This is a genomic window from Pontibacter populi, from assembly GCF_019336435.1.
Classification (GTDB): Bacteria; Bacteroidota; Bacteroidia; order Cytophagales; family Hymenobacteraceae; genus Pontibacter; species Pontibacter humidus.
In genome coordinates this window covers 1-14673 of record NZ_JAHWXQ010000003.1, presented here as the reverse complement: position 1 = coordinate 14673, position 14673 = coordinate 1, and the positions used below count along the sequence as shown (strand labels likewise).

Below are 14673 nucleotides of genomic sequence, written 5' to 3'. Positions count from 1 at the left end.
TAGTTATGGAAATCTCTCAGATCAAGACCTTCAATAATAACCTGGACAGTTTTATCGATCAACTGCTTCCTGAACTGGAAGAGATCTATAAAGATATTCACCAAAACCCGGAGCTGTCGATGGCAGAACACCGGACAGCCCAGATTGCCGCAGATTACCTGGCTAAATATCAATTCGAAGTATCAACAGGTATCGGGGTAACAGGTGTGGTGGGTATTTTAAAGAATGGGGAAGGTCCGGTTGTTATGCTCCGGGCGGATATGGATGCACTTCCTGTTACCGAAGACACCGGCCTGCCTTATGCCAGTACAGTAATAGCCCGGGACGAAGAAGGAAAAGAAGTTGGCGTGTCGCATGTCTGCGGGCACGATTTGCATGTAACGTGGCTGATGGGCGCGGCAAGATTGTTTTCAGAACACCGGGAACTATGGAAAGGGACATTGATGGCTGTTTTTCAGCCTGGCGAAGAAGTTGGCCGGGGTGCACAAAGCATGATTAACGATGGCATGATGGACCGCTTTCCGAAGCCGGAAATTATTCTGGGACAACACGTAATGGTGGGTATAGCTGGTACGGTTGGTCATCGCAGCGGCGCTATATTATCTGCCGGAAACAGTCTTAAAGTTAGAATTTTTGGCCGTGGCGCACATGGTTCACAGCCACAAACCTCTATTGATCCCGTGGTGATGGCGGCAGCTACCACCATGCGTTTGCAAACCATTATCTCGCGTGAGGTAGCGCCAATAGAAAATGCCGTGCTGACTGTAGGATCCTTACAGGCAGGTACCAAGGAAAATATTATCCCTGAAGAGGCCACTCTGAAGTTAAATATCCGCACGTTTAATGATGGCGTACGGGACCATATCCTTTCAGCAGTTAAACGAATATGTTGTGCGGAATGTGCCGCATCCAATGCGCCAAGAGATCCGGAATTTACGGAATTGGACAGCTATCCGCTCACGGAGAATGATGCCATGGCAACCGCTAAAGTAGCTGAAGCCTTTGAAGCACAGTTTGGGGATAGATCTTATGAAACCAAGCCAGCTTCTGCCAGCGAAGACTTCAGTGTTTTTGGACGGAACTGGAAAGTGCCATATGTGTTCTGGTTTGTTGGGGGCACCGATCCCAAAACTTTCCAGGAGGCTAAAAATGCAGGTAAATTAAATTCCATTCCTAGTAATCATTCGCCTAAATTTGCGCCTGTATTACACCCGACCTTAAAAACAGGTTTGCAGGCGATGATGACAGCCGCCGCAGCCTGGTTTAATTAAACTGTCCGGGTGTCTATCAGGATGAAAGAACTACACTCCTTATTTTATTTTCTCGAGCTGGCAGGTACTTTTGCCTTTGCCATCAGTGGGGCCACAGCCGCCAGGAAACGTAACCTCGACCTGTTCGGGATCTGTGCCATTGCCTTTGTGGTTGCCTGCGGTGGTGGTATCATCCGTGACCTTTGTATCGGGGCTATACCACCGGCGGGTTTAACGAACTGGCAATACCTTGTAGTGGCTGTTACCGCTACAGGATTAACTGTAGGTTTATTTTCCGTTGTCGAGCGGCTCAATCGCCCGGTGCTCTTTTTCGATGCTGTCGGGTTATCGTTTTTTGCTGTAACAGGAGCACAGAAAGCGCTACACTATGGCTATAATGGAGAGGTAGCGATGCTGTTGGGTATCACAACTGCTGTAGGTGGAGGTGTAATTCGTGATGTGATGCTTAACCGGGTTCCCCTTATCCTGGAAAAAGAAATCTATGCTTCGGCAGCGCTTATCGGGGCCCTGATTGTGGTTTCGGGAGATCAACTGCAATGGGCGTCTGAAGATTGGGTTTCCATTATTGCGCTATCGGTTTGTTTTACCATACGCATTTTAGCACTTAGTTTTCATTGGAACCTGCCTACCCCCGGTGGTAACAAAACGGATGCAGATAAGTAAAACCGTGTCCGATACAAAGCAATAAATCACAAACTATAGCTATTATTCCGGGTAACATAGTAGCATAAACTATAGTCCATCTTTAACTCTTTATTTGGTTAGATAGCTGCCCATTCTATAGTTAGAGAACTCCTCAATTTCAAACGGTTGTTCAGCTTTACCTTTGGCCCTTTTGCATTTTCTACCTAGTCTATAGTTAAAAATAGATACTCCATTTTCCTGCTTTTCTTTTTCTGTGCAGATGCTTTATCAGCCACTGTTTCTCTTCCGGCAAATCACCTTTTACTACCAACACTACATTCTTTCTTAGCAGGCTAGCCAGAGCCGTTGAGTCTTCCTGTTTGTTAAGCTGCAGAAAATGGTCTTTCCATTTGGTGTCTGTTTCAAACTGTGTTTCGCGGTTAAGGCTTCGGCTATTGGCTTGTATCGTTACAAAATTCCGGTTCAGTTCGAAGGCTAACGAGGGAAGCAGTTTATCATAGACCACCACTTGCCTGTACCGCAGTTCTTTTGCCTGCAGCGCCTGGGCTAATGCCGTAGAACTATTTGAAAGGGATGGATTTGCTGCCAGCAGATACGTTGAAAACGGCAGCAAAAGAATAGTAAATGAAGCAGATCCTAGGAGCAGTTTTACCACAGTATTATTCCTGCTCTTCCAGATCAGGTACAGGCATAGCAGCATGAGCAGCGGCAAACTATAAACCCAGTATGGTATTGGGAGATCAACAGGGAGAATCGGGATAAGGAGAAAAGCGCCAGCCAGCACTGTATAATAAACTATTCCCCAGGCAGCTACTTTACGTTTAGTTGTATCTGGTAATTGGTATAGCAGCCAGGCACATATCAGGGCAGGGCCAGCAAACCAGGGCAATATGTAGAGCAGCAGTTTAGAGCCTGAGAAGGAAAAAAACAGCAGCGGAACCAGCAGCCAAACTATAAACAGCTTTTTAAAATGCTTCTCTAGTCTCTGAAGCTGCTTAAAATTAAAAAGTAAGATAGCAGACCAGGGCAAACTTAAAGCGGGAGCCAGCACAATATAAAACCACCAGGGTTTGGACCGACTAAACGCTTCCGGATTGGCATAGCGTTCTACTACATGCCGCATTAAAAAATAATCAACAAACTGCCTGTCCTGCAGCATAAGATAGAGATACCAGCTGGCACCTAAAATCAAAAAAATGGCTAGACCTATGAGCTGGTGAGCTATAAGAGATGATTTTTCAACTCCGGAACTATAGTTACTTAAGCCGATCACAACCAGAACCGGAAAAATTAATCCTACAGGCCCTTTGGTTAGGAAAGCGAGGGCAAGCGCGATATAAAAAAGATACAGCCAGGCAGGTGCTTTCACTTGTTTATATTTCACCCAAGCCCATATCGCTAACAGTTCAAATGTTGCCAGGTAAGAATCAGTGGTAAGGTTACGTGCTGATACAAGCACGGCCGGCATAGAAAAGTAGATGAGTAAGGCGGCCATGGCAATCTTCTGGTTCCGGAAAAGCTCCTTTGCCAGCCTGTACACCAACACGCCCTGGATAAGTAAAGACACCTGCAGAAAAAAGCGCACCCCGAAACCATTCACTCCGAACAGGGATAAACCAGTAGCCGAGATGATGTAGGTGAAGGGAGGTTTATGGTAGTGCAGAATACCCAGCAAACGCGGATGAAGCCAGTCTCCAGACACAAGCATTTCCCGGCTTATTTCGGCATAGCGTGCTTCGCTGGTTTCTAAAACACCCCAGCCTCCGAGGTTGTAAAGCAGTGCCAGAAACATAACTGCCAGTATTACCCAAACCGAATAGCTGCTGTACAGCCTGAACCTTGGCAGCATAGTCGGGAGCTAGTTGGTAAGCGTTTGAGAGGCGTCCTGCTTTTGCCGGCTTAAGATAAGGTTACGGCTGTACGCAACTATACCAAAGGCCTGCCCTATAAACAATACCGGGTCAAGTCTTAATATGGCATACAGAATGATCATGCTGCTGCCGACCAGGCTCAGCACCCAAAATCCTTTCGGCAGCACCGATTCCTGCAGCTTTTCGGAATAATACCATTGGTACACAAACCGGAGCGTGAATACAACCTGCCCCACTCCTCCCCACGCAATCAGGGAACCGGCTATCCTGGAATGTTCCCAGATGTATTCTAAACTATAAACATCTCCGAAAATCAGCCAAAGTGTAGCCACCAGCGGAAAACCTACTGCAGACCAGCGCACCCACCATGGCAGGTCGTCCCAGGCATTTTTCAGGTGCAGGTTTCGGATATAAATGAAGTAGGAAACTACCTGCCCTCCCAGAATGACAAGATCGTTACGCAGTACACCGTATATCATTAACAGGAAGGAAGCCAGCAGGCTGAAGGTCCAGAAAGAGGTAGGCGACAGCACTTTACCGGCCCGCTCCGACTGAATCCACTGCACCAGAATACGGGACGAAAAAAGCGCCTGCGCCAGTAAGCCTGTTCCGTATACCCCGATCTCAAAACTGCTCATGCTTCTCGGCAATTTTATGAACTCCCTTTTCAGCTACTGTATAGTTTATGTAACGCCTGCGCATCCATCTGAAAGCAAACGTATCGTTCAAAGGTCCCCAGAGCCTGTTTAGAAGATGGTATTTAGCCGTACCGGCATAACGCTCAAAATGCTGCACAGGCACCTGCTTTACCTTACCACCCTGCAATTGAATAAGCGCTGGCAGAAAACGATGCATGCCATCAAAAAAAGGGATTCGTTTGGCATAGGTTGCTTCCATAATTTTTAGCGGGCAACAGGTATCCTGTATGTTATCGTTTATCATCAGCCGCCGGAAGTTGTTAGCTACTTTTGAGGAGATCTTTTTTATAGTTGTATCTTTTCGTTTTGCACGTATGCCATTCACCATCTGGTAAGCAGGCAGGTATTCGAAGTATTTTATAAAATCGAGGGGAGAAGTTTGCAAATCAGAATCGATGTACCCGATGTAGGTACTATCGGCAGTGTCAATACCGGCTTTTATAGCCGTGCTCAACCCATAGTTCCTGTCGAAAGAGATATAACTATAGCCGGGTTTAAGATCGCATAGTTGCCTGATCTTTTCCAGGCTGCCATCCGTGGAGCCATCGTTTACAAACAAAACCCGGGCAGCCAGCGGCGACTGCTGCAGAAAAGCATCCATCGACTCACAGAAGCGCTCCAGGCATTCTATCTCGTTGTATACCGGTACAATTATAGTTAGGGCATTCGCTTCCATAAGCACGTTATAAATATCAACCTGAGTAAAAAAATCACATCTCCATAGCCCCTACTTTCGACGATTGGTGGTATAGTTTATACCATTGCACAAAACGGTCCAGACCGGCCTCCAGAGAAGTTTCCGGTTTATAGTTGATCTTCTCTTCCAGTTCCTGTACATCAGCATAGGTTTTATACACGTCTCCGGGCTGCATGGGCTCCAGTTGCAGGGTAGCTTTTTTCCCAAGCAGGCGTTCCAGGGTTGCTATCAGTTCCAGTAAATGCTCAGGGTTATTGTTGCCGATATTATAAAGCTTGAAAGGAACTATAGTCTGGCCGGATGCAGGCGGATATTGCAGTAATTTCACAATACATTTTGCCACGTCTTCCACATAAGTAAAGTCGCGCTGCATATCCCCGTTATTAAAAACACGTATGGGCAGGCCCTCCATAATAGCTTTTGCAAAACAATAGTAAGCCATATCGGGTCTTCCCCACGGACCGTACACGGTAAAGAACCTGAGCCCCGTAGTTGGGATGTTGTAAAGGTGGGCGTAACTATAGGCTAAAATCTCATTCGCTTTTTTGGTGGCAGCATACAACGAAACCGGGTAATCTGTACACTGGTCGGTCTTGAAAGGAACCTCCTGGCTATGACCGTAAACAGAGCTGGACGAAGCGAAAAGCAGATGCCCGGTTGTAAATTTCCGGCAACATTCCAGCAGGTTCATAAAGCCAACTATGTTGCTGTTAATGTAACACTGCGGATTCTCGATACTATAGCGCACACCGGCCTGGGCTGCCAGGTTAATTACGATATCAAATTTGTAGGTATCAAACAATTGCTGCAGCCCTTCTGTATCCGTCAGGTCGAGCTGGATAAAATTTAAATGGGGATTCTTATAGTTGTAGACAAGCTTGTTGTAACAGATCTGTGTCTTTTCAAATCCCTGCACTTCCAGCCTGGCAAACTTTAATTCAGGATCATAAAAGCTGTTAAGTACATCCAGCCCAACTATAGTGCAGCCTGTTTCAAGGATTGACTCTACCAGGTGATGCCCGATAAAGCCGGCACTTCCGGTTACCAAAACCTTTTTTTCATCTCCCATACCTTCTAACCAGAAAAAATATAAAAAGGCAACCAGGCTGTTAAGCCACCCTTAAAAAGGAAAGTTAATAGACCTGTGTAGTTCTATAATTTAACTCTTATCAGGCAGCAATGTTTCAAGTTATTACCAAAATAATTATAACGTTTCAGGCTAGTACATACTAGAGTAGTTTATAGTTTGAGTGATTATAATTTATAGTTTATTGATGGCAGGGCTGTTTCAGTATCATGAGTCCATAGTTCTATAGTGTGCTCGTATAGTGTGCACGCTTTTTAAAGTACTTTGCTCGCTCCTCTATCTTTTGGGCCTCCGTCCCAGTTGCGTTAAAAACGCAACACCAAGGTAAGCCGCAAGTTGAAAACTTGCGGCAGAAGTAAGGATAGCCAGCTTCTGCGTGACATAACAACACAAGCGATAGCACTAATTCTATCGTTATATAGATTCCAGCCTATCTTTTTATTAGCTATATTTACAGCAGTCATTAACTAAACTAAACACATGTATACAGGACTTCAACATCTACATTCTTACATGAGCTACCTGGTTCTGCTGGGTCTGCTTATCAGTTTTGTGGCGGCGCTGGCTGGCTGGCTGGGCAACAAAACATTTACCGATAAAGACAGAAAACTAGGTCTGTTGGGCCTGATACCAGTGCACTTACAGTGGGTATTTGGTATAATCCTCTACTTTGTATCTCCGCTGGGTATGCAGAACTTTTCGGGTGAGGCCATGGGCGACTCTGTTTCCAGGCTTTACATTCTGGAGCACCCGCTTACTATGATCATTGCCGTTATCCTGATCACAGTGGGTTACTCACGTGCCAAGCGCCAGATCGGTGCCGGCAACAAAGGTTTCAAGAGCATTGCCATTTTCTATGGTATTGGCCTGTTACTTATCCTGAGCCGCATTCCGTGGAACGCGTGGCCGGGCAACTAAGCTAACCAAACTATAAATGCAAAACAGCCGCTTTGTCCATAACAGGTAAAGCGGCTGTTTTTATTTTGTCTCTTCCTGTTTGCTGCCCTGGCTATCGGGTAGTCAGGCTATAGTTCAGCTCTGAAAGTATACCTTAAATTCAGATCCTTTGCCTTCTTCGGAAGTAACGGCAATCTTGCCACCTGCATTTTCAACGATGCGTTTTACAATGTAAAGTCCTATCCCGGACCCGTCTACATGGTCGTGAAAGCGCTTGAACATAGTGTATAGTTTCGCCAGGTCATCGGCACTCATGCCCAACCCATTATCTTTAACCGATAGCACCACCCACTCCCCATCAGCATAAGTACTTACCTTAATGTGGCAGTTATTGCCGTTAGAGCGGTATTTTATAGCGTTGCTCAGGAGATTATAGAGGATACTGCGGAAATTCTTGCGCGAAAAGTTAAGCGCATTTACCTGAAAATCACTTTGCACCTTGCATGGAAAACAAGACGCCTCGAACAGGAACTTCAGGTCATCCAGTATGTCTTCGAACACCTGCTGCACCCTTACCTGTTCCAGGTTACTTTCATCCTCTATAGTTCGTTGCAGTTTACTTATGGTAGTAAGGTCAGCTATAGTTGTTTTAAAACGGTCGACTGATTTCCGAAAATAACCTACCAGTTCCAACAATTCAGGGTCCTGTATACCCTTATCCTCAAACAGGCTTATCAGGCGGTTTACCAGCCCGTCAATGTTCAGAATAGGTGATTTCAGGTCGTGGGAAGCGGTATAAATAAAGTTATCGAGGTCTCGGTTGGTTATCACCAGTTCGTCGTGCTTCCTGGTAAGGTCCTGTTCGGCCCTGCGCTTATCCGACAGGTCGCGGGTTACTTTGGTCAGCCCGATCAGTTCTTTATCATCGTTGTAGATGGGCGTAAGCGTGAGACCGGCCCAGAACAGCGAACCGTCCTTTTTCCTCCGCCAGCCTTCTGTCTGAAATTGTTCGTGTGTTTTTGCTTCTTCCAGTTCCTGCTCTGGTTTATGGCTGGCTCTATCTTCATCGGTAAAGAGCATGCCGTAAAACTTACCTATCACCTCTTCTTCCTTATAGCCTTTCATGCGCTCGGCCCCCTCGTTCCAGGTCTCGATGATACCGTTCGGGTCCATGGCAAATATGGCGTACTCTTTAACCTGCTCTATAAAAGTAGATGTAATGCTCTCGTTAAAATGTTGTGTTTTCATTCAATTAACTATAGTTGGCTCACCCTGTTTACAGGTTAGTGAACCTGAAGCAAATGTGTTACTTAAGGCGCATTAACGGTAAAGCTGCAACAGAAGTTAATGATATATCTCATTTACTTTCTTCTAATAAAACTATGGTTAGCTCCTTTTTAAACTATGACACAGAAAATGTAATGAAGCCGCTGTGTCAGATGTAAGGGTTTATCAGGACGAGAACATACAGCCTTGGCCGGGTTTAAAACAAGTTTAGGTTTGATCTTTCCATGATGAACAGTAACGGCATGAAGGGGCAGGTTCTCCTTTGAGAACCGGGATGTTTTATAATCCGAGTATAGCTTTTGGTGCTTACAATTATTACAGCCCGAGTGCTATCACCAGCGTACTCAACGTGTGAGTTAAATGCTGCATCAGAAAAAAGTGGCCCGTAATTGGTGGTTATATAATGATTTAAATATATTTAAATCATTATATAACCTAATCAACTTTATACAATAAAACACTATTTACTCTCATTTTAATTCTCTTCATCACCTTCGTTTTTGCACAAGATTTCCAGGAAGCTACCATTACGTACAAAGATGGTACAGAGAAGACTGGCCTGGTTAAACCCTCTTCGGTAGGAATGCCTAGCATTGTCTTTAAAGCAACCGAATCTGGTTCCAAAGAAAAGATCAGCAGCGATGGGTTGAGCAGAATTGTATTTCCACAGAAAGATGGGGAGCCCGCATTGTACGAATCTGTTTACCTGAAAACCATAACCGGTAAAAAAAGCAAAGAGCCAGCCTGGTTACAGAAATTAATGGATGGCCCGGCAACGCTATATTGTGGTGGTGCCAGAATGAGTTTTCAGCAGGGCAGCTTCACGCACAATGTAACCGATATTAGCTTTTATGCTATTCGTGCTAACGAAGAAGCTGCCAGCAGCCTGAGTGTATACTTCACCTCCGGTGCTGTGGGCATTAACATTAACAATACATTCAGAAAACTTGCTAGTGCCTATTTTGCTGACTACCCTGAACTGGTAAAAAGAATCGAGGCCAAGGAGTTCAAGTACCTGCGGTCATCACAGCCTACAACGACTGGAAAACAGGCAAAAATTAATTTCCACGCGAGTACAGGCTTATCACCCGTTCTCTTATTCATCTATGCAACAAAACCTTTTGCATAACCAAAAGTCCGGAGCCTGCAGTCTCGCATCGATAACATGATATAAAAAAGCCTCTCCACATACGGAGGGGCTTTTTATTATCCGCCTGGTAAATAGCTGTTTTAACGATAATACAGTTGCATTAAAAGTATCACCCTAAGAGATATCACCTGTCTCGTAGCATGTATTTCCTGCCTTACCATGAGCTTAATGACTGCGGTGACTGATGCGGACTGAATCGCAGACCCAGGAAATACGCTATAGTACCTGCGATCTGATACTGATAGTGCCTGGCTTTTACCTTTACTTCTCCCACTGGCGGTGTATCAGGCCCGATGACAGCTACCCACACATGGTTTGAACCCGGATACCAGATACGCCCATGTTTCTTCCAGCTTCTTCTGTCAAGATGACCGCGGCCATGATCGGTGGCAATGATGAGGGTGGTTTTGTTACGGTACTGTTCCTGCGATTGCAGCCACTCCCATAGTTCCTGTATCATAGCATCGCTTTGGTAAATAATGCGCAGGTAAGCATCATACTTTCCTTTGTGTGCATATTCGTCAGTCCCGCCAAAGGCCAGATGCAGCACCCGCGGATGCTCCCGTTTCAGGTACTCCATGGCATACTGAAAGGTAAGCGTATCCTGGCGAACTGCAGGCCAGCGAAGTTGCATTTGGGCCAGCTGTGCGTTTAGGAGGTGTTCCTTTACTGTAAGATTACTACCTGTGGCCGGCACATTGCCAGCGTTAACATAAATACCACTTCTTTCTGTATTGATGATGTACGGGAACATATCCCAGGATCCTACCACTGCTACTTTCCCGCTATACAAGGGCTGCCGGTTTGCCCACTCCAGTATAGTTACATTCCGGTTATTTACTTTCCGGTTGTGCTGCACATCAGGGTCCGGGTAGCCACTCAGCATTTCGTTATAACCCGAATAAGAGATCCAGTATTTGGTGGTCAGGCTCATTTTGTTCCCCAGGCGCCGGTTACCAATCAGCTGGCCCTCAGTAGCCAGGGTGCTCCAGAAGAAAGGCATCAACCGTTTCCGGCGCACTGCAGGATCCCTGTGCCAGAACTGTGCTGCCACCTCATCGGGGCTGGCGCAGTACTTTTCTGACCTGAGCAGTTTTTTATCAGCACCCGAGAACACTTCCTGCCAGCGCAACCCATCAAACGTAATCAGGATAACATTTTCGGTTTTTAATTCCTGTGCGTCAGAAGCGTACCAGGAAAAAAGGAGGCATAGAATTATCCACTGCCTTTTCATTGTGGGGGTTATACAAATTGTAAGTGCTATATGCTATGTCAACACTCCAGCTCACCGGCAAAAATTTCTGCCCGCAAGAGCTCGCACCTGTGAATCATTCGTTTTAAAACTAACCAAATGCCCTGTGTTGCAGGCTGCTAAACACATGATTAACAAACCCGATAAGCAAAACTGCATTACCGGCACTGCTGTTAAACCTGAAACCACGTTAGGGAAGGTCTGCAACTATAGATTACGGAATATTGCAGTGAAACAGGAAGATTTGGAGTCGTTTTTAACTAAATAATCCGGGCAACACAGGAAGCATACATCTATAAGCTTTGCCATTCCAGCACGTTCACTTCTTTAAGAAAACAAGCACAGTACAGCCACTCAGCTTACCGGCTTTTAATAAAGCAATCCTACATACTCACACTCTTTAAGTAGGCTATAGTTTACTGCCTGCTCATTACCAGACTCAAAGCTGAGCACTTCCAGCTTGTTTAGAACAGGTACAGTGGTGCTTTACCGTCTTACCGCCAGATCAGAACCTGAAACCTACCGATACATAAGGCAATACATCTTCTTCCGAGATTCCTATTACTCCCTGCAGCAGGATTAGCTTGGCGGGAATAAGGTAGAAGCCGCCTCCGAATCCGTCGTGCCACTTATCCGAGTTTTCGCCCTCTGCCCATACCCGACCTACGTCGTTGAAGCCAATCAGCCCAACCGAACCGGGGAACAGGTAAGAAGAAAAATCAAACAGTTTTAGACGTAACTCAAGGTTATGGTAGAGCATGCTTTCACCGGCGAAACGGAATTTGCGGAAGCCGCGCAGGTTGTTGTGCCCACCCAGGTAGAGTAGCTGGTAAAAGTTCGGGTCCCCGATGGTGGTTCCGCCACCGATACGGTTTGCAATCACGAAATTGCTACTGCCGGTTGGGTTAAGGTAAAAGCTGAATTCTGAAAATGCCTGCCCGTAGCTGGACTCATCGCCTTTCAGTTCCTGCATGCCGGTAAGACTGGTATTCCAATATACCCCCTGGGTTGGTATCAGGGCATCGTTACGGGTGTCCAGTTCGAAGCCTGCCACCAGGCCAGCCGAAAACTGCCTTGCGAAAACATCTTCTCCAGGGTTCTTTTCGTGATAAATGCTGATGAACCTGCCTGTATTGTCATCTACGTCGTTGTTGTAATACTGCGCAGCAAGGCCCATATTCACCTTAAAGTGCTCGCTCAGGTTTCGATGTAATTTTACCTGCGAGGTAATGAAGTCGTATCGAGTACGGTAGAAGCGGATGGGCTTGTCGCCTACTTCGATAAATTCTGTTTCGTTACCTAACCCGAAAAAATTGCTGGTATTATTTGGTGCCCGGCCATCTACCTCAATGCTCAGGCTTGTCTTCCCGAATACATCAGTAAAGTATCCTGCATATTCAAAAAACGTAGCATTGGTCGCCAGCGCATGCCCCAGCATAACTCTGTGGCGCGACGCAAACGGCTCTTTCCGGAATCCGTGACGGGTGTACATAAAGCCGGCCCCAAGAAACACGCCATCATCCAGGTTATAACCGGCAGTTACCTGTGGTAGCAGGATGTTATACTTAAAGGACCGGGGATTATAGTTGTTTACGATTGTATCTGCTGCCGTGCGAAGGCGGGCCAGACCGGACTCCGGAAAGTTATTCTCTTCGTCTGAACGGTCGTAAATGTAGAGCTTGCCACGGTTCTGAAAATTCTCCTGCACTGTAAACGTATCGGCTCCGCCCCCGCCTATTATCCGCACCTTAATGGGCGATTTGTTATTGCCTTCTACTGAAAACACATCTTTCCCGCCACGCCCATAGAGGCGAATCTCTTTGGTGATATCCGGAGTAAATTCCCGCTGGTACAGTAGGCGCCCCTGACTGCCATCTTTTTTGATGTCGTAAACGTTCACAGCAACGTTGCCGCCATTTTCATATGTCACTTCAAAACGTTCCCCTTTATCTGACGCCGGAATGTCCACCTCTTTAGATAAGAACTCAAAGTAGGTCAGCGCATCCTGTTCCAGGTTATTGCGGCGGGCTTTCATTTTTGCAGCAATCTCCTCCCCTGTTTTGGCATAGATGTTTGCGGGCATGCGGCGCACGGCTTCCTCAATCACCTCGTCGGTGAGGGTCTGTTGTACATAGGCTATCTGCTCTTTCCAATCCTGCTCTCCCAAACCAGCCAGGAACATACGGTCGAAGTAGCGGGCATTAAAATTAAAGCCGTTTATATCGCGGATATCGGCATCAAAGCCCTGGAATTTAGGCATGATCCACTTGCGCGAACCTATTTTAGGAATGATGCCTTCGTTGGTAAAGAAGATCTGGTCGCGGTCGCGGGGGATGGGCAGGTATAGATCCCCGATCTCGTCTTCCGTTTCCACCCAGCGCCACTGGTCTTCGTGGCGGTCCCAGTCGCCAACAATAATATCCAGCAAACGTGCCCGAAGCAAAAGCTCCTGGTCAATGCGGTTGTCATTGTCTTCTTCAAGCTTCTCCAGCACTTTTTCGGTGTCGTCAGTATCCTCTGCTTCCAGGGGCTCTCGTTCCTCAAACAAGTATACCTGGTTGGCAAAGTCCTTACGGAACTCACCCAGCGCCGGATCGTCTGGTAGGAATACGATCTCAGGATTGGCATGCGGAATGCCCAGCGCTTCGGCCAGTGGCGGTACTACCAGAGCTCCAAACGGGTGAGAGGCGGAAATCTGATCCTGAACTATAGTTTTGGCTACCGTTTCCCGCAGGTTTTCAGGCAGGGCCAACTCCGGATCTTTCTGGATGGTGCGCAGTACCCATTCGTTTCCCTGAGGGTCCTGCAGGCGAAGCGACTTGGTTTGCTGTCCTCCTCCCTTTTTCAAAATTTTCATACCGCCGCGTTCCCGCTTCAGGTCAAATACCCGCATCTTTACGGGTGTTGCCCATAGGTTACGGTAATTTTCGCCAAACCACTTGCGGTGCGATTTGCTTACATCGTCGTATTCTGGTGCTATGGCCACCGTGATGCTGTCGTTCACGGCTACCTGTGCATGTGCGGCGGATGCACTGCAAAAAAGCAGGCTGAAGCTTAAGATGCTTATCAGCTTGGCTTTAGTGTGTATGTACTGTTTATTGGCTTCTTTCATTAGTTCGAGCTATAGTAGATAGCAACATCTGTCTTGAGTTTGATAAGGGACTAATGGCTGCACCTTTACACGAGAAGTTCCCGTAGCAGGTGCCTGCAGTTTTGCAGTTGGGACTTCAACCCCTTCATTTATCAGACAGTGGCGCTTATGCTTGTACCGGAGTTATCGTTCGCGCATTTCTGCCTCCATTTTGCTGAAATACACAAGGATTTTATTCAGTTTGATCAGCCGTCTGTTTCCTTTCGGCCACGCCATGAGCGTCCGATACACGGAATCATACTTTAACGGGGCAATAGAAGTTGCAGGAGATATAAAACCGCTATCTTTTGGAGCAGGTTTATTTTATCACAGAATACTATAAAATAAGAAGTCGCCGGTGATTTAAATTCCGTGTTGGAGCGGCCTTGTTAGCATACTTAAGAGTTACACTATGCCTGAAAGTATCCGCAAGTATTTTTCTACTTTAGAAAGGAAGCCCAGCAGAAAGGAAGCTCAGCCGGAGAGGTTTTTCATGAACACCACAAAGTGTATATTATTCAGCTCAGGTTATAATTCTTAAGCTCGTAAACTATAAAACCTGTATTCTGTCAGCTCTTTTGTAAAAAGATGTTGTTTACTAGCCGACTACCGCATAAAAAAAGCCGCTTCCCGTTAGATGAAGCGGCTTTTTGCTAACTGATTTCCCAGGACAGGATGTCCAGGAAGG

11 protein-coding genes are annotated in these 14673 nt (G+C 46.4%); 4 read left to right on the top strand and 7 right to left on the bottom strand.

What is annotated here, in order from left to right; all coding sequences use genetic code 11:
• Positions 1-5 precede the first annotated feature (5 nt).
• Together KYK27_RS11835 and KYK27_RS11830 are read left to right on the top strand one after the other, a co-directional pair.
• Positions 6-1271 (top strand): M20 family metallopeptidase, encoded by a 1266-nt coding sequence (locus tag KYK27_RS11835; protein ID WP_199110266.1) that lies wholly within the window; start codon positions 6-8, stop codon positions 1269-1271.
• A gap of 21 nt (positions 1272-1292) precedes the next feature.
• The gene (locus KYK27_RS11830; RefSeq protein WP_219337366.1) at positions 1293-1934 is read left to right on the top strand and encodes a trimeric intracellular cation channel family protein; all 642 of its coding nucleotides are present in this window, start codon (positions 1293-1295) and stop codon (positions 1932-1934) included.
• A 196-nt stretch (positions 1935-2130) separates the two neighbouring features.
• Here the strand turns inward: KYK27_RS11830 and KYK27_RS11825 are convergent, their stop codons facing one another.
• The 4 genes from KYK27_RS11825 to KYK27_RS11810 are packed head-to-tail and all read right to left on the bottom strand — an operon-like array spanning position 2131 to position 6251.
• On the bottom strand, positions 2131-3765 hold the full coding sequence (locus tag KYK27_RS11825; RefSeq protein WP_199110264.1) for an ArnT family glycosyltransferase: 1635 nt from the start codon (positions 3763-3765) through the stop codon (positions 2131-2133).
• A gap of 9 nt (positions 3766-3774) precedes the next feature.
• A complete protein-coding gene (locus KYK27_RS11820) occupies positions 3775-4425 on the bottom strand; it encodes a lipid-A-disaccharide synthase N-terminal domain-containing protein (RefSeq protein ID WP_233150417.1) in 651 nt (216 codons plus the stop codon).
• Positions 4412-5161: a glycosyltransferase gene (locus tag KYK27_RS11815; protein WP_199110263.1), complete on the bottom strand. Its 750-nt coding sequence runs from the start codon at positions 5159-5161 to the stop codon at positions 4412-4414. Before KYK27_RS11815 ends, KYK27_RS11820 begins: the two co-directional genes overlap by 14 nt.
• Positions 5162-5195: 34 nt before the next feature.
• On the bottom strand, positions 5196-6251 hold the full coding sequence (locus KYK27_RS11810) for an NAD-dependent epimerase/dehydratase family protein (RefSeq protein WP_199110262.1): 1056 nt from the start codon (positions 6249-6251) through the stop codon (positions 5196-5198).
• 498 nt (positions 6252-6749) lie between these two features.
• Here KYK27_RS11810 and KYK27_RS11805 point away from each other — a divergent pair, with 498 nt between their 5' ends.
• Complete coding sequence (locus tag KYK27_RS11805; RefSeq protein ID WP_199110261.1) at positions 6750-7187, top strand: hypothetical protein; 438 nt, start codon at positions 6750-6752, stop codon at positions 7185-7187.
• 114 nt (positions 7188-7301) lie between these two features.
• Here the strand turns inward: KYK27_RS11805 and KYK27_RS11800 are convergent, their stop codons facing one another.
• Positions 7302-8414, bottom strand: coding sequence for a PAS domain-containing sensor histidine kinase (locus tag KYK27_RS11800; RefSeq protein WP_199110260.1), 1113 nt, complete (start codon positions 8412-8414; stop codon positions 7302-7304).
• A gap of 622 nt (positions 8415-9036) precedes the next feature.
• Here KYK27_RS11800 and KYK27_RS11795 point away from each other — a divergent pair.
• Entirely contained in the window at positions 9037-9582 is a 546-nt protein-coding gene (locus KYK27_RS11795) for a hypothetical protein (protein WP_199110259.1), read from the top strand.
• Positions 9583-9757: 175 nt separating this feature from the next.
• On the opposite strand, the gene KYK27_RS11790 is transcribed toward KYK27_RS11795, so the two are convergent.
• Both KYK27_RS11790 and KYK27_RS11785 read right to left on the bottom strand, forming a co-directional pair.
• Positions 9758-10837 (bottom strand): sulfatase-like hydrolase/transferase, encoded by a 1080-nt coding sequence (locus tag KYK27_RS11790; RefSeq protein ID WP_199110258.1) that lies wholly within the window; start codon positions 10835-10837, stop codon positions 9758-9760.
• A 523-nt stretch (positions 10838-11360) separates the two neighbouring features.
• Positions 11361-13967, bottom strand: a complete 2607-nt coding sequence (locus KYK27_RS11785) for a BamA/TamA family outer membrane protein (protein WP_199110257.1) — start codon at positions 13965-13967, stop codon at positions 11361-11363.
• Positions 13968-14673 lie beyond the last annotated feature (706 nt).